A 21,362-nucleotide genomic window follows, 5' to 3' on the forward strand; every position below is an offset into this window, starting at 1 on the left:
AGACCCTATTGGGCGATCCGAAGAAGGCCATTATCACACTTGCATGGCCAATGATCGCGGCAATGTTCGTGCAAACAATTTATAATCTTGTCGATGCTGTCTGGGTTTCAGGTCTCGGTGCGGACGCGCTCGCGGCAATTGGTTTCGTTTTTCCCTTCTTCTTCATGGCTATGGCATTGTCCAATGGCTTGGGTATAGGCGCGGGTTCAGCCCTTGCCCGTCGGATTGGCGCGCGGGATAAAAAAGGTGCAGACAACGTAGCGGTTCATACGATCTGTATAATGGTGTTAGGTGTAGTGGCGTTTACCGTACCGCTCTTTCTCTTTACCGAAGAGTTATTCGCGCTCATTGGTGCGGGTAAGACCTTAGGCATGGCGGTCGCGTATGGTCGAATTATCTTTGCCGGGAGTATTTTCATCTTCTTCACGAACATAGCGAATGCGATACTGCGGGGCGAGGGTGATGCCAGGCGAGCAATGTATGCCATGGCGCTGGGCGCGGGTTTGAACATCGTTTTGGACCCCATTTTTATTTACACCCTCGGTTTAGGGGTTGCCGGTGCCGCATGGGCTACCATACTCTCACTGGGCATCACCTCGGTTATCATGCTAAACTGGCTGCTTTTCAAAAAGGACACCTACGTCTCCTTTGATTTCCGCGGTTTTCGATGTGATAAAACGATTGTCAAGGATATCTTCGGCGTTGGCCTACCAGCGGCGGTGATGCAGCTCTCCATGTCGTTCACCATGCTGATACTCAATGTCATAATTGTCATGGTGGGTGGCACAGATGGGGTAGCAGTCTATTCGACAGGATGGCGTGTGGCAAGTATAGCGGTTCTACCGACGATCGGTATCGCCACCGCCGTCGTCCCGGTAAGCGGTGCTGCGTTTGGTGCGCGCTCCTTTGAGAAGGTGAGTATCGCGCATCTCTATGCGACAAAAATGGGTTTTTTGATGGAGACGGCGATCGCGGTGGCAACCTTTGCGCTCGCACCGCAGATAGCTGCGGTATTTACACAAGTCGAGGCGGCAGCGCATATAGCCCCTGATTTGACACTCTTCCTCCGAATAATCTGTCTGTTCTACCCCGCAATATCGTTCGGCATGCTCTCTTCCTCTGTCTTTCAAGGTACGGGGAAGGGGATGTACGCACTGCTTGTCACCCTTTTGCGGACGATCATTCTCACGCCGTTGCTTGCGGTTATATTCGCATTCTACCTCGAATGGGGCCTCGTGGGCGTCTGGTGGGGGCTGGTTGCCGCAAATATCACGGGTACAATGCTGGCATTCTCGTGGGCAAGGCTGTACATACGGGGGCTGTTGAAGGCGCAGACGGGTTAGAAGCCGCGCACGGGCTTGCTTATTACGTTTTGTATTTGTAATACCCTACCTCCTTCAAAATCGCTACCACTTCATCATCTTCGAGGTCATACCATCGCTTATACGCATCAGCGACGGCAAAGGTTCTCCCCATTCGTATGTTCAAGCAGACAATCGTGTCGGCTTCTTTTCGAATCTTTTGGATAGCACTCAGCGAGGCGGTGGGCACGGCAACGACAATCTCCTCAGGCTTCTTTTTCCGCAATGATGTGAGTGCAACGAGCATGGTAAAGCCGGACGCTAAACCGTCATCAACAACGATTGTCACTTTACCCGTAACATCAGGGAAGGGCTTATCGCTCCGAAACAACTTCAATCTCCGTTCAATTTCTTCTTGCTCCGCTGCGATACAGCGCTCGACCTCCTCGTGCGAAAGCCTGAGGAGTTCTAAGAGGGGCTCGTTAAATAAAATTGAGCCGTCCCACGCGAGCGCGCCGAAACCCGCTTCGCGATTCCATGGTATATGGATCTTCCTCACGACCAACACGTCAAGAGGCAGATGTAACCGCGTTGCAAGCATGGCAGCGACGGGAACGCCGCCGGCCGGTATCGCGAATATGACCGCATCCGTTCCCGTGTAATCCGTAAGCTTCTCCGCCAGTACCGTACCGGCGTTTGATCGATCCTCAAACACAAACGTTTTGTTTCGTAGTTGCGGCACTTCGATGAGGTTTCCACTTTTCCTTTCTCTCGCCATGGGCGACAGCACTCCTCCCGTAAACGGTGAGGCCTATTGTAGCTCCATCAGCTTGCGTTTCACCGCCTCGACGTGTCCTTTGACCTTCACCCGGGGCCACACATAGGCGATTTTACCCGCAGGATCTATCAAAAACGTGCTGCGAACAACGCCCCAGAACTCGCGGCCGTATAATTTCTTCAACTGCCACACGCCGAACTTTTTCAAGACCGCTTGCTCACCGTCACTCAATAACGTTACCTTGAGGTTGTACTTCCCAGCGAATTTGGAGTGGCTTTCCACGGAATCGGCATTCACACCGAGAACGATGGCATTTAACTTCTCGAACTCGTCTAATGCGTCGGTGAAATCGGCAGCCTCACGTGTGCAGCCGCTGGTATTGTCCCGTGGATAGAAGTAGAGAACGACCCATATGCCTTTGAAGTCGCGCAGGCAAGCCTCCTTGTTATCCTTGTCGGGGAGGCAAAAGTCCGGTGCGAGGTCTCCAATCTTTAATTCCGCTGTTTGCACAGTCATCGTAACACCCATATGCTCTCTTCTCAGCGGGGTACTTTCTTACCCCTCCTGTAACTAGAGTATATACATAGATCCACGTATAAAGAGATAACTAAAAAGTGATTCACCATGTTGAAACGGGCGCTGGGTCTCTGGCACATCACTTTGATGAGCATCGGTGTCATTCTCGGTGCGGGCATTTATGTAATCATCGGCGAGGCTGCGGGCCTCAGTGGCACTGGGTTGTGGCTTTCATTCGTTTTCGCTGCGCTCGTTGCCTCGTTTACCGGTTTAAGCTATGCCGAACTCGCATCGCGGTTTCCCCATGCTGGAGCGGAATACGTTTACATTATGCATAGCTTCGGTCAAACGCTCGCATGGATCACCGGCTGGTTGCTCATTGTGAGTAGTATTCTAGCAGCGGCAACTGTAGCGGTCGGATTTGGAAACTACTGTTCTGCCCTCTTTCATACCCCAGTGATAGTCATTGCAATTGCCACCTTGTTGGTGTGCGGCCTTATTCTTATAGTGGGCATAAAAGAAACCGCGTTTATCACCATTCTCTTCACCGTGATTGAAGCGAGCGGTTTGATCATAATCATTTTCATCGGTGTGCCCTACCTGGGCTCGGTGAACTACCTGGAGCTTGCAAATGGCTTACAGGGGGTGATCAAAGCGGGCGTTTTGATCTTCTTCAGTTATATAGGGTTTGAGAGCATTGCGAGACTTGCGGAAGAAACCCGGGAACCTGAGCGTACCATACCCAAGGCGATTCTCCTCTCTATCGCGATAACGGCGGTCATTTACATCCTCGTTGGCATTGCTGCGGTAAGCGTTGTGCCGTGGCAGGAGCTAGCGCACGCAGAAGCGCCACTTGGGTTGGTTGCACAGCGCGTGTACGGCGATCAACTCTTTACCGTGCTCGCGGTCATTGCCTTATTCTCAACCTTTAATACCATGCTCGTCGTGCTGCTGAGTGGATCGCGCCTCGTTTACGGTATCGCGGAATACCGAGCGCTTCCTCGTGTATTCCTGTCCGTGAGCAAGAAACTTCGAACGCCATGGTTCGCTATCGTCAGCGTCGTGCTTGCCTCGCTCTGTTTCATCTTTGTGGGCGATTTGGCGACAATCGCGAATCTAACGAACTTCACCGTATTCCTCATATTCCTCCTCGTTAACGCCGCGGTCATTTATCTCCGCTACAAAGAGCCGGTCGTTAGCGGCTTCAAAACTCCACTTACTATCGGTAAATTACCCCTTTTGCCGCTGTTTGGGTTAGTGACATCGCTCTTTATGCTCGTTAATCTCCCGCTTGATGTGCTCGCGATGGGCACCGCGCTTGTTCTTTTAGGCTTCGTTGTTCACATCATCCTCAAGGTAAGCGTGAATGAGGAGTTATTTTGAGTGATGAACAGTCGCTGGTGTTGTCTCGGAGGTAGAAGTAGAAAACGACCCATTTGTTAGTGAAGTCGTGCAAGCATATCTCCTTACCGTCCTTATCAATGAGGCAGAAACTCGGTGTAAGGTCTCCCATCTTCAAATCCCTTTGTTGCGCAGTTATGTAACACCCCTTTGCTCAGCTTTAAGTTAGTCACTTTGGTATAATTTCTGATTCTTCCCATGTAGTATAGTTTAACGAGTATTTTTTCTTTGGAGGCTCTTTTAGCTGACCTAGATATTCCCATCTTAATTGTACTGATAGTTCATACTTCCCTGGCGTGATCCTGTCAGTTTCTAACTCTCCTACAAAGAACCAAAGCTTATTTGTTGACCCGGGGAGTATATTTATCTGTGAGATCCTTTCGGTGTGAATAATATTGTATTTATTTCTGTAAAATGGATTATTCCAGTTTATCAACTCCGTAGAAGTGTTGTTAATCTCTACTTCTCCACTAACGTTTCTAGCGACATTCTTACCTTTGTTCTCAACGGTGAATCCGAAATATTTATTGGCGGGACTAGAACGTTCCTTTTTTTCGGGATAAAGAATAAGTCTAGGCCTCTTGAGGTACTTCAGCACCGGGAAGAAACACACAACAGCCAAAGTAGCGACTGCTAAGGCTACTTGTAGAACCGAAATATACTCCATAATTTTCTATACCAGCTCATAATATAAGTTCTATCCATACATTTGTTTTTGAAGTTGTATTTCATCTTTGTCAGCCGTATCAGATTTTCCTTTCGTTGGATGCTACACGATAATACTTTACTTCAAGAACTCAAAAGATTTATAGGCTTCGAACCGTAACGTTTGCTCATGCACGCCATTTCGCTCTTGCAAATCGCACCCACGCTGGCCGAGTTTTTCGGGGTGCCGCTGAACTCACCAGCCCGCCCGGTCGCGTCCATACGTAACTTTATGCGTGCTCGCAATCCTGATATGGTAGTATTAGTAGTGATCGACAGTCTCGATCTCCAGATTTATTCTGAGTTCGCCGTGGAATTGGAGGTGCTTCACCGGCTTGCCGAACGTGACGGGCTCCTCTTCTCTTGCGAGACGGTGAGCACGCATACAACACCAGCCATTGCGTCGCTTCTTACCGGTTTAGAACCCGAATCGCACGGGATCGTCGTGAGCGCCGACGTAGCGACATCGAAGATAAAATCCATTTTAGAGATACTCGACGATGAGGGCACGCCAACCGCAGCGGTACTCGACACGAACGGTGCCGAACCGTTATTAGGACGGATGAGCTATGTCTTCGGCGTTGAGAACCGCGAGAACATAGTGGAATACGACGAGGAAATAAAGGCGCACACCCTCGCCGTAGTACAAAAGCAGGATGTACGGTTCGTGCTTGCGCATCTTCGTTCTATTGACCGGTTTACACATAGAGGCTGGGATTTACGTGTTGCCGCACGGATCACCAACGGGAATATGGCGGTGATCGCAGAGGCGGTTCGCGATAGGGACGGAATGCTGTTTATCTGTGGAGACCACACGGCGCATCTTAAGGCGCGAACAGCGGCACAAGGTAAAATTCCGGTACCGTTGATCGTTGCCGCGCCTTAACGTACCGAGAAGAAACTTAAAGCCGTGTGCTTGTAGTATGTAAAGTACTGAAAATGGCAATCAAAGCGCTGGTTATCGACCTTGACGGCACGGTATATCAGGGGAAGACTCTTATTGCACACGCCAACGAGGCTCTTGAACTCCTCGCTAAACAATACGAGATACTCTACCTCACCAATAACTCGACACGGTCACGGGCAGGGTTTACGCAAAAGTTAGCGAATTTCGGCATTTCGTGTACGAAACAGCAGCTCATCACCTCGGGGTTCGCGGCTGCGGAATACATTAAAGAGTACTATCCGTGCAGTCGCGTGTACGTAATCGGAGGAGACGGATTGAAACAGGAACTCATCGAGCACGATATAACCGTTTGTGAGGACGCGTGCGATTGCGTGCTCGTCGGCCTTGATACGGGGTTCACCTATGCAAAGCTGAAGAAAGCACTGACGTTGCTCTTGAATGGCGCGCTCTTCGTTGCGACCAATACCGACCCGTTTTTGGTTACGAACGAGCGGGTTGTTCCCGGCGCGGGCTCGATCGTCGCGGCGGTAGAGACCGGAAGCGGAAAAAAACCGATCGTTATCGGCAAACCCAGCGCGTTTATTACTGACCTTATCGCCAGGCAATTGCAGGTGCAGCCACATGAAACACTCATCGTGGGCGATAATCTCCAGACCGATATTCTCATGGGGATGAAGGGCGGCATGCAAACGGCGCTGGTCTTAACCGGGGCATCGAAACGGAGCGATATCGAGAGATTACTCATACACCCGGATTATATCTTCGAGTCTATCGTCGATATCCCGAGAGGGCTCGCACAACGGTAGGTAGTGCACTCCATAATTTATTCCTTTATCGGTATAGCACCCAAAACGCTCTTCGTCATGGCTTTCTCACGGTATCACGCCCTCGACAATAAGATGAAGCGAGAGAACCAAATTCTTTTAATCCCGGGGAAAGAATATAAAAGCGGTGATGACCATGGCTGATGAATCAGAACCGCAAACGATACGATTCAGGTATAAGTTGAGTAATTGGGAAATCGAAGTAGAAGGGGACGAGGAACTGATAAAGGAGGTAGTGGCAGAGATAAAGAAGAAAGAACTGCCACCGTATGGCAGTATGGAACCCAACCAAGTCGCGGCATCGGGACTCTATTCGTAACTCGTGCTGATATGGGTTCATTCATGTCCCGCGTTCATGAATGGACTATCAGAAAAACCGTGAACCTCGTTTATACACGCCGATCAATTCCGCCTTGTCCACGATGTGGCCTTCCATGGCTGCTTCTACGGCGCTCTTGTTTACCCTGCCGCCTAACGCGAGTTCGGTGTCCAGCGCGTATAATTTGAAGAAGTACCGATGCTGCGTACCTGATGGTGGAGACGGGCCGCCGTAACCGATTTCGCCGAAATCATTCAGCCCTTGCTCGCCGGGCACGCTGTCCTCTTCGATCCGAGCAGTAACAGGAATATTGTACATAACCCAATGGACCCAGGTGCCTCGTGGTGCATCGGGGTCATCGACGATTAACGCCAGGCTCTTTGCCTCCGCCGGAATGTCCTCGATATCGAGTGCCGGGTTGACGTCCACGCCGTCGCACGTATATTTCTTTGGGATGCTCATACAGTTCTCAATTTCTGGACTCGTTACTTTCATAATCTCCCCTCCCGCAGTTGTATGATTCATCTTACCACAGTATAAAACATTCTGTTGCGTCCGGTGGTTTACCCTGCACCGACAAATACATTAACCGATTCTGCAACCGTGAAAAGCACCGCCCGGCTTAGCCTGACTTTTGGTTCTGAAACCTGCGTAAGGCCACACGAACGGGCAATTTCAACAGTGTTATGAAAAGCAGAAGCGGAAACGTGCAGCGTGGGCTCGACGACAAGGAACATGCTTTTTAGGTCACATCTGTATCCTGCGGAGGGAGTGCGGAGCCAGGACATTGATCAGTTTTTGGGCTGAAATGCGCGCATAGGACACATTCCGGAATCCCTATCCGCAAACGTTTCGCTCCCCTGATTGGCACACGTTCCCGTTCGCTCATCGACTGGCGTATAAAATTTGCAGTCTTTACAGGTTGGCATTTTGATCACGTTCTAAAATAAAAGGGTATGGCACCTGAGGTTTTCTCAGTAGGAAGTAATAACGGTGGACCATAAAAGCGTTTTCCTTTTCTGCTCGGCGCCCGCCCGCCGTACGTGCCAGTTCTTTTATTCGCACCTAAACCCCCCACGCATTACCGCTTTTGCGAGTGAATACAGCACGTCTCGCCACGGTTTAGGTCAGGTTCAGCTAAACCATGAGTCGGAAGTATAGGGCATAACAAAGAAGGGTTAGAAGTTAAAAAATCATAGAAATACACCCGCTTAGGTCAGTAAGTAACTACGTATCGCCATCCACCCTTTCAGCTCCTGCGCCGAGCACTACCCCCTTGCCATCAATGCCCGGCGCAGCCGCTAAGAATATCATTAGTGTACTCACTATTTAAATAGTGAACGGACTAGACTGTAGCGTGATTCAAGCAATATTTCTCGGAAAAAATCGCGCCCTGACGAGGAGGCCCGCGCAATAACTCAGGACCAGGCACACCCGTAACCGTAGCGATGAACGAATCGACGCGGCTTATCAATCATCTCATGATCGGAAATACGCGGGAATGCCGTGTAATCGAGCGAAACGCATTGTTCGGGCATCACGCACGCATCGATTATCTTCTCGTGGACTGCCATGAGAAAGCGAGCGAAGCGGTATATCACGAAGCAAAGAGGCGGTTTTACGCGTGGGTGAGGGGGCGCTCGTAACGAAGTAAAAACCCGATCATTATATAAAGGGGGAGGTGATATTAGGTTCTCCGAGGAAGTTCATTCCAATTCACATCATATATTGAACTGAGCAATGGAGGGTGGGAGGATGCCTAGTATGCGGCTTAAGGACATGTTGGACGAGGTAATAATAAAGGAAGTGTATAAGAAAGTACCGTGTGACAGCGAATTGGTGTATACGTCGGCTTTAATACCTGATAAGGATATCGAACGAATGGAAAAGGATGAAAAATTCAAGAAGAAATATCTGAGAAAATTAGGTGTACGGTTTCGTAACCTGGGTTATAAAGACTTAAAAATACTCGATATCGATCCGTCAACGCAGAGTTTAATAGTACGATATACCGGTTATTACACCGGCTGTCGCCAGTATCCGGAAGTTCACTTAAAAACGCTCTTGATCTTACACGATGCGATGGGATGGGATATCCATGATCCCGAAGCTTTTGACAGGATTGTAGAGAAGGCACGAAGAGACCTGGGTAGGAAGAACGTCATGAAGAAGGAGGATCGCTTGTATCGGTTCGCGAAGCTCTTTAAGAAAGCGATCGATGAGAAATTTTGAGATTATTTTATAACTCTATATAAGCGAATGAACGTCTTATTCGTCCAGCAACTAACTACCAGGCGGATTTGAAACGGTAAATATACGCATTCCTCTCGCTTTTCGCGCGCTCTGTTATGGTGAGAACGAATCCCTTTGATTAGAACGTATCGCCGCTAGTTGACCGTAACTTAAGACGCGAGTTTTCCCTCGTTCGGTATCTTTGTCGCACGCACCGTGCTGCAGTAAGTTTATCGTTTGAGAAACGTTTAAGTGCACTTCGGGCATACTACAAGTATGCAAGAGCGAACGGTCTCGGAGGTGCTTGTGGATCAACTCGCGGCCTGGGGCGTGGAGTACGTTTTTGGACTGCCGGGCACGAGCTGCTTGGGTGTGGTGGATGCGATACGGAAGCATAAGAAGCTACGGTTTATCAAGGTGCGGCACGAGGAAGCGGCGGCCTTAATGGCCTCGGCGTACGCGAAGCTGACCGGCAAGGTAGGCGTGTGCCTGACGATCGCGGGACCGGGCGCGACGAATCTGATTACCGGCCTTTACGATGCAAAGATGGATCGTGCGCCAGTGTTAGCGCTTACGGGCCAGGTAAAGCGGCAGTACATCGGCCCCGGCGGTTTCCAGGAGATTGATCAGGACGTTCTTTTCAATTCCTTCTGTGTCTTTAACAAGACGATCAATTCGAAGGAGCAGACCGTTGAACTCGTAACCCTGGCGTTGAAGCACGCGTTAGTGGACCGCGGCGTTGCGCACCTCGCTATACCAAACGACGTGCAGAAGGAACCACTTGAAGCGGATATAGCGCCACTGAAAGGTAGGATACCTGAATTCAACATCGTTAATAGCGAACTCGTCGACCGCGCGGCGCGATTACTAAACGAAGCGGAGCAGCCCGTGATACTGGCGGGCTGGGGCGCGCGGGGGCACGGTTATAAACTCTTAAAGCTCGCAGAGCGATTGCAAGCGCCGATCATAACAACGTACCGTGCGAAAGGGGTGGTACCCGAGGATTACGAGCTCGCGCTTGGCGTGCTCGGCGATGTGGGCACGCCGATGGCACGCAAATTTGTCAATGCTGCTGATTTGCTTTTGGTCTTCGGCTCGTCGTTCTCGGAGAAGACGAATATCCCGCGAAAGCGAATCATTCAAGTGGACTTCGATCCGATGAATCTCGCCAAGGAGTTCCCGATTGAAGCCCCGGTTCTGGGCGAGTGTGGCGTCGTCTTAGAGCAGTTACTGGCGAAGGTGCAGGAACGAGCGGCGAATCCTGGGCTATTAGAAGAAGTGAAGCGGGAGAAGGCGAACTGGTTCGCGCAGCTTGATCAGGAAGCGGATCCGAGGGCTGCACCGTTACGTGCGCCGTTTATCATGAAAGTGTTGCGCGAGACCATCGATCCGGCAGCGATAGTCACCATAGACGTGGGTGATAATAGCTTCTGGGTTGGCCGCAACATGGTGATGGCGCAGCAAACGCTGCTGATGTCCGGCTATCTGGCGACGATGGGCTTTGGACTGCCCGCAGCGATAGCGGCGAAGTTAGCGGCTCCTGACAAGCAGGTCGTGTGTATCACCGGGGACGGCGGCTTCGCGCAGGTAATGGGTGAGTTCATGACGGCGGTCGAACAGGACCTGAAGATTGTCGTGGTCATCCTGAACAACCGCGAGCTGGCCATGATCAGCCTGGAGCAGCGAGTGGAGGGCTATCCGAAGTTCGCAACGGAACTCGAGAATACGAACTTTGCCGATTACGCGATCTCGTGCGGTGGCTGTGGCTTCACGGTGCACGAGCCGATGGAGTTAAAAGCGGTCATGGAACACGTGCTACACGGAAGGAAGCCGGCGATTGTCGATATTGCAACCGATCCGAAGCGATTTTAAGTGAACCGAACGAACCATGGGCGAAGAAGGGAACGACAGCCCTCTTTATACCCTGGAAGGGCGAAAGGTTGGTGAATACACCGTGCACGTGAAGGACGTAAGGAAAGGCGCATTCGCCGGTGTGTTCTCGTTCAGCCTGCTTGTGGACAGTCACGAAACAGTAAGCGGGCTGTACTACCTCGGCAGTACGTGGATAAGACCCTGGCTGGAGCTTGATTATTCGCCGGTATCAGGCGATGAGCTGGACGCAACAGGAGAAGTACTCTTTCAACTGCTTGCGGAGTTTATCCCACCGGGCGGGCACATCTCGGTAGCATACCGCGATCACAAAATCACCGCACGTGCGTTGCTGTCAGGCGTGTCGCCGGCGGCCACGCCAATCGGGTATTTGCTCTGGCGTTGCGGCTGCCGGTGGTTCAAAGATTGGTACTTCGCCGAGGGCTGGAAAGAGGGCGGGATCAAGCTACAGGGCGAGAAGCCGCTTGATGAAACACGCAAAAGGGAGAATACCGCTAAGATCATAGCAGAGTTAACGGAGTTTCTGGGGAAAGAGGGATATCTGGAGCCGGAGATCGAGAAGGTGTGCAAGGAGTTGGCGAGGAAGGTTGTGGAAGAGATCAGGATACAAATAAAATCCCCGATTGCTTCTTTTAGATTGATATAATCATTGCGGTGCTTCTCTGCAAACCATCATAGATAGGAACTTGAATGAAACTTGTATAATCTGTTAGAGGTGATGTATCAATAATGCCCCTCAAAACCTTATGCCTAACTTTAAAATCTGACCGCCCCGTAGAAGAAGCCGCCGCGAAATTAAGAGACTTTATTTAAGAAGTGTGATTAAATCATCTTTACTCAACCCGGTTTGATGCGGGATATCAAGTAACGTCCCTTTCGCGAGTTCGTTATGCAAGGGGACAACGGTTTTGAAAGTTTTCCCTGCAGTTACTTTTTGAAACGAGACGTGACTGCCCTTACGCCGAACTTCGACAAACCCCGCTTTCTTCAGGACTCTGACAAGTTCCTTTCCTGAGACCACGGGCAGTTTAAGGCATCCGCCGCTTCTGCCTCTACTTCTACTTTTACCTCTAACGGTGTCCAGTAAGGGGTAACAGATACGCCAGGCAGGTCTTCAAGCCCAAAACTCTCGATGTAAAGTTCGATAGCCTCTTTGAGATTCTTCTGTGCTTCCAAAAGGGATTCGCCTTGTGATGTCACGCCAAGTTCTGGACACCGTGCCACAAAGAATTTACCTTCCTGGATGATGGACACCAGAAATACCCGTTTGTTCTCCATCCGTTATACCCTCTCCCCCCTCTAGGTTTACTTTTTTATCTTCTACTCGGACTTTGATTATGATTTAGTAGGTAGTATCTAGTATTTATTTTTTCAGGTACTCCTATGCACCTCAAACCATTCGTTTGGCCCTGAAATCGGATAGACCGGTGAGAGCGAACGCGGCGAAGATCCAGGGCTTCTTCGCCACACGGTTCACGGAGTACGCATTACTGCACCAACACGTCGATGTGAACAACGGTGCTTCTCTGCAAACCATAGATAGAAACCTGCCCTTTTCGCTGAGGATATGAATGAGGTAAAGAAGGTGGAGGAGGTGTAAATGGACACAGATTATCTCTAAAACCTCTCCAAAAACTCCTCAATAACCTTTATATCCTCGTCGTTTAACCCGTACAGTTTATAAACAAGCTCGTTTATCTCCGCTTCGAGTTCCGTGACTGATGGCGACTTTGTTTGGGCTTTATCTTCCTCAAGCTCCTTCAAAATCGCTTCGATAATCGCATCATTTTTGGGAACGAGAAGCTGCAGCTTTTCGTCTTTCTTTGCACGTTTTCCTTTTAGTGCCGCAACAACGTAATCTGCCTTCGGTTTTGAATCAACGAAAATGGCCGTTTCTTTTTTCCCGATTACGATGTTGTATCCACCACCCTCAACAGTTTTCTCTACAAAGGGTTCAAGCGTCTTGTGATTAGACTTGAAAGTGACGGATTTGGAGTCGAACTCTTCACCCCTGCTACGATAATCTTGAATGCAATCCTCAGGGAAGTTCTCGATTTTCTGCTCCAGCTTCACTAAATCTAAAATACGCTCGACTTTGTTCGTTATTTCGTCTGCAAGTTTTTGTTCTTCTGGAGTTTGTGGAAGTTTGATTGGAAGAGGTTCCAAATATTGTTTTTTATAACGGTAGTAATCTCCTGATACGGAAGGACTTATTTGCTTGTGGTAAAATTCTGTTAATTTCGAATTTAATAATCCCAATATGAAAGGGTAGTATTTTTTATATTCATTTTCTAAAATTATAACAAAACAAGTATCCATACAAAGCCAGCTTCCCGATTTGTCAAGACTAAATTTATTTCCAGTTGAAATATCCGGAGTGATAATTTTTTCTTCTAACATCTGAGGATTTGGATGCCAAAGTTCGTACCATCTTTTCCCAGTCTCCGAAATAGTCATTCTCCAAGATTTCCTATTTTTGAGAATATCTTTATATTGCTCTAAATATCTCAAAACGTTTGGATATTCATCTAATTCTACAACTTCAAATGAATTATTTTCCTTTTTATAAGGGTATATAATAAACGTATCAACTTTTGATGTGTCTCCAGTCCATATAAACCCCCATTTTTCAACATTTCTACCTCTAAGAATGGGATAAATAAGTTCTTCTTCAAGAGAGTGTTCTTTTATAAATTTTTTAGTAATAGGATTGATAAATACGTCATTGTTACCCGTAACGATGCCCTCATTAATCCTCTTGCTTATGTCTACCAAATTTGAAGTGGAATCTTTTCGAATTTTCCCCACAACTTTTTGTTCTGGAGCAGATAAAAATTCCCAGGAATCTTTCAATCTTTCCTGCTTTATATCTAAAATTTCAATATAGTCATTTCTATATCCCTCTTTTGAGATATATATTCCGATGTAATCTAATATTTCATCTTTTGGTTTTAAAACATTAATAAATTTTAATGTATTCCCAGGTTCAAATTTATTTTTTACTATTATGACACTAGGATAATTTGTTGCGTCTTTAAAGACCCCTGTATCACCAAAATCTATCAATGTTAGTATGGAATGATTGTTACAGATGAAGTCTCTTACCCTATTCCCATAGTGAGAATGAATAAACTTATTTGATGTAATAAATCCAAACTCTCCTTGTTGACTAAGCCAGTTGATTCCTCTTTCCATAAATGGAACAGCAAGATCAAACTTCCCTAACACGGTTTTATAGTTTTTTCTGAGGTAATCATTCATTTCCGTGGGCAAGCTCTGCACCCTCACATACGGGGGATTCCCCACCACGAAATCGTACTGCACGTAGTTTTTCAGAATCGCAGCAAGTATGATGTCCTCAAGGGATTTAATCAGTTTACCATCGCCGAACGTGTCTTTAAGCTCCTTGAACTTCTGCAAGAAGTGCTTAGCGTACGGCGTGAAGAAAGATACCAAGCCATTCCAGTCTCTGTCCTTTAAATATCGCTTGAAATTACGCTCTAGCTCTTTTGTATCAACTTTGTACTTTTCTTGCCACGCAGCTTCTTTCACCGTGTCAAAAACCGCTTGGAGCGCTGCGAAATATTCCTCAACATTGGGCAAATCTGTTTTTGCAATGACCTCTTTGAAGTAAGGCATTTTTATCTTCAGGTCGCCACCCTCAACGGGCAAGCCCGTGTCAATTGCAATAAAGTGGATACCTTTCGCAGACTCCTCAATAGTTACTTTCCTTGCCTCGCCCTTCGTCTCGTTAACCAGCGAATCCGTTCTGAAAATCGGCAGGCGATTCAGAACAAAATGGGGGTCCTCCTCCATCGCTTTCTTATACTTAGGAATCAGGACGAGCATGAACTGCATCTGCGCCATAAACGTCGCGAACGGGTGAATATCAAAGCCGACGATGCAGTATTCGTTACAGAGCTCTTTTAAAATCTCCGACCACCCTTTTTCATCTGCGATTTGCTCAGACGCTTTGAGATAGCGCCGTAATACTTCGACCAGAAACGTCCCGGAGCCGCAGGCAGGATCTAACAGACGTTTACCAAAAACATTCCGTCCTTCGTAACCAACTGCATCGAGTATGTACGTTACCACCTCTTGCGGCGTGTAAAACTCACCGAGTGCTTTCCTCGTCTCTTTATCGAAATAGCGCTGGTACAACGTGCCGAGTGGATCACCAATGATCTCCGAAAAGTCAAACTTGTAGAGTGTTAAAATGATCTCGGCAAGCGCCTCGCCAAAGTATCCTTTTTGCTTCTCATACCGGGGACTGAAAAGCGCATCTCCCGCGCTTATCTCTTTGTAACTGTCCTCCCACCAGTAGAAAATATCACCCTCGAAAACTGATTTAACCAGCTTCTGTTTCATGCTCTCAATGAGATTCTTCGTCGTTATCGCCCACGCCAGGAGCGTTATATCGCCCCGGTACGATGCCCGCTCAATTTCCGTCTTGATGAACCGGGAAAACTCGATATACGGCAGTTTATAATCCTCACACGCCTTCGCCAGAATCAACCGTGTGAATAAAGAATACGCACTTTCCAAGCAGAACATGAACTTGAAAAGATTCTCCTCGCTCGCTTCAAGCCCGATACTATCCATTATCTTCCGCCAATTCTCTGGCACTTTCTCCGGCTTCTTCGCGTACGAAACCTTCCAGAAATTGTACGCGCTTTTAAGAAACTTAGACCGCTCCAACTCGAAATCAAACAGGCCGATTGTCTTTTGAACCAAAATCGAAAATATAGAGCCTTCTTTCAGTTCGAAGCTCTCAAAGAAATACTCCTGCGCAATCTCCGTGGATAAATTTACTTTCTCCTCAGGTTTATCAAACCGCTCGAAATAGCCGAGCACCTCTTCAATCCTCGTTCTCTCAATGCTTGGCTTTTTTAGCCACTCATAAACCTCTTCGCATTGCGATAACGTAACATCGTCAAGAGTAACGTGCAGTTTTCGTTCCCAGTTAGAGTTTATCCGCTCATAAATCAGAAGTTCCAATCCATCGGTAAGTAGTCCATATCTCGCTTTGAGCGGTTTCACATACCGCTCCCACAATTGTGCAAAATCTCGTTCTACATTAATCTCATTCGGCCTTTTAAATTCAACCACAAACACCACATTCTGATAGTCGTCAAAGGCAAGCAAGTCGCTTCTTTTGCCTCTTACACTCTTCTCAAATCGTATATCCTTAAACTCTTTCTCGTAACCAAGCACTTCAAGGATACCACTCTTTACAAAAGCCACCCGTAAATCCTCTTCAGAAATCTCCTTCCCGCTTTTTATCTTCGCGTGTAGCTCTTCGAAGCTTGCACGTATCTTCTTGGCAGTGTCCATTTGCTTATACTTCTCTAATATCCTTTACAAGGAAATTACCACCCTTTAGTTTTACGCCTGCTATCTCGAATTTCTTACCGAGTAACGCGCCTCTTATTCGTGCAAGCGTTGCCTCTTCCCTTATCTTCTTCGCTTCTTCCAGAGTGATCTTCGCACATTTCTCTGCTATTTCCTTTTTGAAAATCAACGTGCAGCGTTCTCTTCCATTATCGAACCGGGCTTTGATTCGTAGATCCCAGATCCCCTCAACATCGCTGTGCACGATACAAAAATTATCGATGATCCATCGATTGCATTTGGGACACCGCTGGATAAGCCCACTGCCATCGTAAATCTGTGTTATGTTTCCCACGAGTGTCATGAGATCCTCGCTCGGTTCCGAAGTCTTTGTGAACGAAGGTTTCTCAAGGAGTTCCTCAACCTGCTCTGCCTCAATAACAATAGCATTCGGAAACTTTTCTGAGAACGAATTCAAAACCTCAAGCGCTTTCTCTTCGCCCCGCGTCTCAAGAATCTTTAACGCCTCGGGATGAATTTGATAGCCCCGCCCAAGAATCCGTTTCAATATGCCTTCGGTTGATGATGAAAAAGCCATGAAGCATCTATTGTACTATCCTACATAACTTCATAAATAGATATCAGATTTGATTCTATCTATGGCATCTCTGTCAATTACTGCACAAAATAAGAAATGTCAGGACTTTTTACTCCTCATACACCACCCAATAAATCGTACCCGCCTTTTCGTCGGAGATGAGCAGCGAGCCGTCCTAACCTATATAACGCTACACGGCAAATGAATTGACAGTGAGTGATAGATAAGAGATGAAAAAATACAAATGCACGTTATGTGACTACGTCTACGACCCTGAAAAAGGCGATCCCGACGGCGGGATAGAGCCGGGTACGGCGTTTGAGGACCTGCCTGACGATTGGCTGTGCCCTGTCTGTGGTGCCGCCAAAGATGACTTTGAGGAACTGGAAGACTAAAACATTATTGTTTAGTGGGGCCAATCCTACTAACATACAACGGATGACCACCAAGCTCTTTGAAACGATTTACCGGCAGGCGCTGCCTGCATTGGAAGGCAGAAGCATCAAAGATGTGCGTATAGGTCTAGGGCTGTTAGCAGTTGAACTCGACGACGGCGCCCTGGCGGTTTCCTACGTGCTCCGGGACGAGCTACCGCCTGGGTGTGGCGTTATGCCCATGGAACAACCGTTGCGCGGCATGGACGCGGAAGAGATGGCTGCATGGACGTTCGACTACGACAACTCGCTCTTAACATCGTTAGGTCTCGCCGTGCTCAACAGCGTCGTTGACCATACCGAAATCGAACACCAGTCTCATGACGATCTTTTAACGCTTTTACAACCGGACGATCAGGTCGGTATGGTGGGATTGATCGGGCCCATGGTCGCCCCGATACAGCGAATAACCGCCAGGAAACTGTACATTTTTGACCGGAGTCGCGAGAGCTCTACGGACGTCTATCCCGAAACACGCCAAAAAGAGTTGTTGCCGCAGTGCGATGTCGTTTTTATTTCCGGCACGGCGACCATCAACCGCACACTGGATTCGCTCTTAGCGTACGCGTCAAACGCACGCGAAATTATCCTTATCGGCACGAGCACGCCGTTGTATCCCGAGGCGTTCCGCGCTACGGCGGTGACATGGCTCGCAGGCTCCCTGTGGCCAAAAGCGAATCGCGATCCGATCTTCACACGAGTCGGAGAAGGCCGTGGCATACAATCGCTCATGCGCTACGGCACAAAGGTAACTATAAAAGTCCCGAAGTTGAAATGAAGAATCGAGCTGAACTGCAGTGTAGCTTGGAATAGTAAGAGAAATGCAGATTAAAGGTATCTTTTTCGACCTGTACGGAACGCTCTTGATGTACGGCGATCTCAGGACGGCCTGGATTGAGTGGCAGCGGTCATTTTACGAGCGCTTACAGGACTGCGGCTTGACAATGTCAGAAACGTCGTTTGCCCTGCACTGTGATGACTTCTTCGAACGGCCAGAGCCGCAGTTTCCTGAAGATTACCTGACCGTCCTCGAACGCCGTATCAAAGCGCTAGGTATCAAGTTAGGATTGACGCTGAGCACTAACGAACTGGAGAAGACCGCAGTGGCAATCGTCAACGCATGGCAGCAGTATGTTTCGTTAGATCCCGATACGCTGCCGGTGCTCCACGCGCTGAAAGCTCAGAAGTCGCTCGCCCTGATCTCTAATTTCGATCATCCTCCTTACGTGCATTCGCTCCTGTCTGCCCTTGGTCTTACGGACTGCTTCGACTCGATCGTCATTTCCGGTGACGTCGGCGTCAAAAAGCCTGACCCGCGTATCTTCTCGTTCGCGCTGCAACAGACACAGCTGCAACCGCACGAAGTCGTGTACGTAGGCGACAGCACGGTGGACGTTCAGGGTGCGCGAGCTGCATGCATGTGCCCAATCCGTATTCAACGGTATGGATTAGACGAAAACTATACCTTCGTGGATTCCAAACTGAACCAACCGTCCCCACAACATGCAAGCAACGAATCCACCGGTGCTGACGCGAGGACCATTGCGACACTGCCAGAACTTATCGCGCTGCTCGAGTGACGTGTAGAAACGTACTCGAACGCCGCGCGGAGGGTGACGTGGGGTGGGGGCGTGGAAAAAAGCAAAACTATATATATGGTTTATTACTGATGGAATATAGTGTTTGGCGTGCATCGGAAGCCGCACGAAGGGGAGAACTGACGGATGGATGAGATAGAGCTAATCACACGTTCTGGAGGCCATTTCTATCGTACCCCGATCGGTATTCTCCCTAGTGTGACCACTATTATGCGCTCGATTCAGAACCCACACTTGATCGCGTGGAAGAGCAGGACTCCAAACTGGAGAAAAATCGCCTCACACGCCGCGTACGTCGGCACGAAGACGCATCGCACTATCGAACGCTACCTCAACGACGAATCGCTTGACGAGCTTTACTGCGATGAGGTCTCGAAACCGTTCGCCGCATTCCGGGACTGGCAGTGCGCGAGCGGCTTCACGCTGGTAGACTGCGAACGAAGGATATGGAGCGACAACGGCTACGGCGGGACGGTAGATCTCGTCGGGTATATTAACGGCGCGCTATACCTCATTGATATAAAGACCTCGAAAGCGGTCTATCCTGATTATTCGCTTCAGATCGCAGCGTATCGAACCGGCTACGAGGAACGAACCGGCGAGCAGATCGAGGGCATGGGCATCCTGCGATTGGACAAACCCACCGGCGCGTTTGAATGGAAGGAATATTGCGATACTGAGTATCAAAGCGCCTGGGAGGAGTTCATGCTTCTCTGTGAGTCCTGGCATTCTACCAATAAGGATAACGAATGAGCGCAAGAACTGTACAGACGGACCTGAGCGCATACGTCAACGTCAAGACCACGGATAAAACACCGAATATCCTCGATTTGATCGTTCGATTAGTAACAGAAGAAGAAGGGCCGTGGCGCGGAACCGTGCGGGAATTACGGGACTGCCTAGGCTTGGACATACCGTCACAGAGCTTGGCCGTATTGCTCGAGCAGGCGCAGGCTGAGTTCGAACGCCGTGGGATCGTGATCGATCGTAAACACGAGACGGGCCAGCACGTCATCGCGATCTCGTACGAGCCCGAAGCAGGTGCAGCGCCAGACGAGCCGTCGACATCGCATGAACCCGGCGCCGTGAGCCATGCCGAAATCGCGACGGCCGTTGAATATCCGGTAACCTTCCCGTTCTCCTGGGTCATCAACGCGAAGGAGATCACCAGGATACGCGAACTTTCGCACGAAGAGCAGGCGAACGCGAGACAGGAGCGTAAGACCTGCAGCTTGTGTGGCAGCAAAGAGATAGCATACGAGAAGCTCTCCAGTGGATTTTCCCACTTGATTTGTGCAGAGTGCGCTACCCGCTACGTGCTCAACGCAGACGCGTTAAAACGTCGAGTGGAGAGTTGATGCAAAGGTTATTAAAGATGAATTTACGACTTTCAACTAGAGGAAAGCGTGCTGTGCGTGAATAAGATACTTATGCTAACGAGGGGGTTTAGCGATAAGTTGAAAGAAGCAATGTTCTACGAGAAGCTGGAAGGGAACACCGTTCGATGCCACCTCTGTCCACATCAGTGCAAGATAAACGACACGAAAAGAGGAATCTGCGGCGTGCGCGAGAACAAGGAGGGTGTCCTTTACAGTCTCGTCTACGGTAAGGTCGCGGCGCAGGCGATAGACCCGATAGAGAAGAAGCCGCTATTCCATTTCTATCCTGGCTCAACGGCCTACTCGATTGCGACTGTTGGCTGCAACTTCCGCTGCCGGAACTGCCAGAACTACGATATATCCCAGATGCCGAAGGACCAGAAACGGATTGTGGGCGACTACAAATCTCCCGAAGAGGTCGTTGCGGTCGCCACGCATTACAATTGCAAAAGCATCGCGTATACGTACGTGGAGCCGACCGTCTTCTTCGAGTTTGCCTACGATATCGCCAAGCTCGCCCATGAAGAGGGGATCTGCAACGTCTTCGTCTCGAACGGGTACACCTCGGAAGAGGCAATCCGTACGCTCGCACCCGTTTTGGACGGAATAAATATAGACCTGAAAGGGCTCTCGGAAGAGCTGTACCATAAGAATTGCGGCGGGCATCTGCAGCCTGTACTCGACGCGATAGCGCTTTACAAGAGTCTCGGCGTTTGGGTCGAAGTAACGACGCTGGTCATACCGACGCTGAACGACACTGAAGCGGATTTCCGAGGGATCGCAGAATTCATCAAAGGCGTCGGCGTGGACATACCCTGGCATATCTCGCAGTTCTACCCCACCTACAAGCTCACCGATCTGCCCCGGACGCCGATTACAACTCTGCACAAAGCGCGTGACATCGGGCTTGAAGTCGGCTTGCGGTACGTGTACGAGGGCAACGTTCCGGGTGAGGGCGGCGAGAACACCTACTGCTACAAGTGCGGGACCCTACTGATCAGACGCTACGGATTCCAGATTCTGGAGAACAATATGAGAGGTTCACACTGCCCTCATTGCGGTGCCGAGATCGACGGGGTGTTTTAAGGTTACGATTGGCTTTCAAGTGGCAGCCTTACCGAAGCAGTAATGGTAATGCGGTATTAAAGT

General features: G+C 49.1%; 25 protein-coding genes. 16 read left to right on the top strand and 9 right to left on the bottom strand.

What is annotated here, in order from left to right:
- Positions 1–50 precede the first annotated feature (50 nt).
- On the top strand, positions 51–1,343 hold the full coding sequence (locus tag JW878_06170) for an MATE family efflux transporter (GenBank protein MBN1762641.1): 1,293 nt from the start codon (positions 51–53) through the stop codon (positions 1,341–1,343).
- A gap of 22 nt (positions 1,344–1,365) precedes the next feature.
- Here JW878_06170 and JW878_06175 read toward each other — a convergent pair whose 3' ends face one another.
- Together JW878_06175 and JW878_06180 are read right to left on the bottom strand one after the other, a co-directional pair.
- The gene (locus JW878_06175; protein ID MBN1762642.1) at positions 1,366–2,079 is read right to left on the bottom strand and encodes a phosphoribosyltransferase; all 714 of its coding nucleotides are present in this window, start codon (positions 2,077–2,079) and stop codon (positions 1,366–1,368) included.
- Positions 2,080–2,112: 33 nt separating this feature from the next.
- A complete protein-coding gene (locus tag JW878_06180) occupies positions 2,113–2,595 on the bottom strand; it encodes a peroxiredoxin (protein ID MBN1762643.1) in 483 nt (160 codons plus the stop codon).
- Between the two features lie 108 nt (positions 2,596–2,703).
- Between JW878_06180 and JW878_06185 the strand changes: the two genes are divergently transcribed.
- Positions 2,704–3,978 (top strand): amino acid permease, encoded by a 1,275-nt coding sequence (locus JW878_06185; protein ID MBN1762644.1) that lies wholly within the window; start codon positions 2,704–2,706, stop codon positions 3,976–3,978.
- On the opposite strand, the gene JW878_06190 is transcribed toward JW878_06185, so the two are convergent.
- Entirely contained in the window at positions 3,947–4,114 is a 168-nt protein-coding gene (locus JW878_06190; protein ID MBN1762645.1) for a redoxin domain-containing protein, read from the bottom strand. The genes JW878_06185 and JW878_06190 overlap by 32 nt on opposite strands.
- Positions 4,115–4,165: 51 nt before the next feature.
- Positions 4,166–4,663, bottom strand: coding sequence for a hypothetical protein (locus tag JW878_06195; GenBank protein MBN1762646.1), 498 nt, complete (start codon positions 4,661–4,663; stop codon positions 4,166–4,168).
- A 168-nt stretch (positions 4,664–4,831) separates the two neighbouring features.
- Between JW878_06195 and JW878_06200 the strand changes: the two genes are divergently transcribed.
- From JW878_06200 to JW878_06210, 3 genes are all read left to right on the top strand, one after another.
- A complete protein-coding gene (locus JW878_06200; GenBank protein MBN1762647.1) occupies positions 4,832–5,587 on the top strand; it encodes a sulfatase-like hydrolase/transferase in 756 nt (251 codons plus the stop codon).
- A gap of 53 nt (positions 5,588–5,640) precedes the next feature.
- On the top strand, positions 5,641–6,414 hold the full coding sequence (locus JW878_06205; protein ID MBN1762648.1) for an HAD-IIA family hydrolase: 774 nt from the start codon (positions 5,641–5,643) through the stop codon (positions 6,412–6,414).
- 154 nt (positions 6,415–6,568) lie between these two features.
- Positions 6,569–6,751, top strand: a complete 183-nt coding sequence (locus tag JW878_06210; GenBank protein MBN1762649.1) for a hypothetical protein — start codon at positions 6,569–6,571, stop codon at positions 6,749–6,751.
- 48 nt (positions 6,752–6,799) lie between these two features.
- On the opposite strand, the gene JW878_06215 is transcribed toward JW878_06210, so the two are convergent.
- Positions 6,800–7,276: a YbhB/YbcL family Raf kinase inhibitor-like protein gene (locus JW878_06215; protein ID MBN1762650.1), complete on the bottom strand. Its 477-nt coding sequence runs from the start codon at positions 7,274–7,276 to the stop codon at positions 6,800–6,802.
- A 923-nt stretch (positions 7,277–8,199) separates the two neighbouring features.
- On the opposite strand from JW878_06215, the gene JW878_06220 reads away from it, so the two are divergent.
- The 4 genes from JW878_06220 to JW878_06235 all read left to right on the top strand — a co-directional run bounded on the left by JW878_06220 (position 8,200) and on the right by JW878_06235 (position 11,519).
- Complete coding sequence (locus tag JW878_06220; GenBank protein MBN1762651.1) at positions 8,200–8,397, top strand: hypothetical protein; 198 nt, start codon at positions 8,200–8,202, stop codon at positions 8,395–8,397.
- 109 nt (positions 8,398–8,506) lie between these two features.
- Positions 8,507–8,983: a hypothetical protein gene (locus JW878_06225; protein ID MBN1762652.1), complete on the top strand. Its 477-nt coding sequence runs from the start codon at positions 8,507–8,509 to the stop codon at positions 8,981–8,983.
- Between the two features lie 276 nt (positions 8,984–9,259).
- On the top strand, positions 9,260–10,855 hold the full coding sequence (locus JW878_06230; protein ID MBN1762653.1) for a thiamine pyrophosphate-binding protein: 1,596 nt from the start codon (positions 9,260–9,262) through the stop codon (positions 10,853–10,855).
- A 16-nt stretch (positions 10,856–10,871) separates the two neighbouring features.
- On the top strand, positions 10,872–11,519 hold the full coding sequence (locus tag JW878_06235; protein ID MBN1762654.1) for a DUF1122 family protein: 648 nt from the start codon (positions 10,872–10,874) through the stop codon (positions 11,517–11,519).
- A 159-nt stretch (positions 11,520–11,678) separates the two neighbouring features.
- Here JW878_06235 and JW878_06240 read toward each other — a convergent pair whose 3' ends face one another.
- Positions 11,679–11,900, bottom strand: a complete 222-nt coding sequence (locus JW878_06240; protein ID MBN1762655.1) for a type II toxin-antitoxin system HicA family toxin — start codon at positions 11,898–11,900, stop codon at positions 11,679–11,681.
- Positions 11,861–12,151 carry a type II toxin-antitoxin system HicB family antitoxin gene (locus tag JW878_06245; GenBank protein MBN1762656.1) on the bottom strand — a complete coding sequence of 97 codons (291 nt, stop codon included), beginning with the start codon at positions 12,149–12,151 and terminating at the stop codon, positions 11,861–11,863. The genes JW878_06240 and JW878_06245 overlap by 40 nt, the downstream gene beginning before the upstream one ends.
- A gap of 83 nt (positions 12,152–12,234) precedes the next feature.
- On the opposite strand from JW878_06245, the gene JW878_06250 reads away from it, so the two are divergent.
- Entirely contained in the window at positions 12,235–12,444 is a 210-nt protein-coding gene (locus tag JW878_06250; protein ID MBN1762657.1) for a hypothetical protein, read from the top strand.
- 46 nt (positions 12,445–12,490) lie between these two features.
- Here JW878_06250 and JW878_06255 read toward each other — a convergent pair whose 3' ends face one another.
- The gene (locus tag JW878_06255) at positions 12,491–16,117 is read right to left on the bottom strand and encodes an N-6 DNA methylase (protein ID MBN1762658.1); all 3,627 of its coding nucleotides are present in this window, start codon (positions 16,115–16,117) and stop codon (positions 12,491–12,493) included.
- Positions 16,118–16,211: 94 nt separating this feature from the next.
- Positions 16,212–16,802, bottom strand: coding sequence for a hypothetical protein (locus tag JW878_06260; protein ID MBN1762659.1), 591 nt, complete (start codon positions 16,800–16,802; stop codon positions 16,212–16,214).
- A 230-nt stretch (positions 16,803–17,032) separates the two neighbouring features.
- Here JW878_06260 and JW878_06265 point away from each other — a divergent pair, with 230 nt between their 5' ends.
- From JW878_06265 to amrS, 6 genes are all read left to right on the top strand, one after another.
- On the top strand, positions 17,033–17,197 hold the full coding sequence (locus JW878_06265) for a rubredoxin (GenBank protein ID MBN1762660.1): 165 nt from the start codon (positions 17,033–17,035) through the stop codon (positions 17,195–17,197).
- 43 nt (positions 17,198–17,240) lie between these two features.
- Entirely contained in the window at positions 17,241–18,014 is a 774-nt protein-coding gene (locus JW878_06270) for a hypothetical protein (protein ID MBN1762661.1), read from the top strand.
- Between the two features lie 43 nt (positions 18,015–18,057).
- Positions 18,058–18,816 (top strand): HAD family hydrolase, encoded by a 759-nt coding sequence (locus JW878_06275; GenBank protein ID MBN1762662.1) that lies wholly within the window; start codon positions 18,058–18,060, stop codon positions 18,814–18,816.
- A gap of 144 nt (positions 18,817–18,960) precedes the next feature.
- Positions 18,961–19,587, top strand: coding sequence for a hypothetical protein (locus JW878_06280; GenBank protein ID MBN1762663.1), 627 nt, complete (start codon positions 18,961–18,963; stop codon positions 19,585–19,587).
- Positions 19,584–20,192 (top strand): hypothetical protein, encoded by a 609-nt coding sequence (locus JW878_06285; protein ID MBN1762664.1) that lies wholly within the window; start codon positions 19,584–19,586, stop codon positions 20,190–20,192. The genes JW878_06280 and JW878_06285 overlap by 4 nt, the downstream gene beginning before the upstream one ends.
- 99 nt (positions 20,193–20,291) lie before the next feature.
- On the top strand, positions 20,292–21,299 hold the full coding sequence (amrS, locus tag JW878_06290; protein ID MBN1762665.1) for an AmmeMemoRadiSam system radical SAM enzyme: 1,008 nt from the start codon (positions 20,292–20,294) through the stop codon (positions 21,297–21,299).
- The last annotated feature ends 63 nt before the right edge of the window (positions 21,300–21,362 follow it).

It is taken from the genome of Methanomicrobia archaeon (genome assembly GCA_016930255.1).
Lineage (GTDB): Archaea > Halobacteriota > Syntropharchaeia > Alkanophagales > Methanospirareceae > JACGMN01.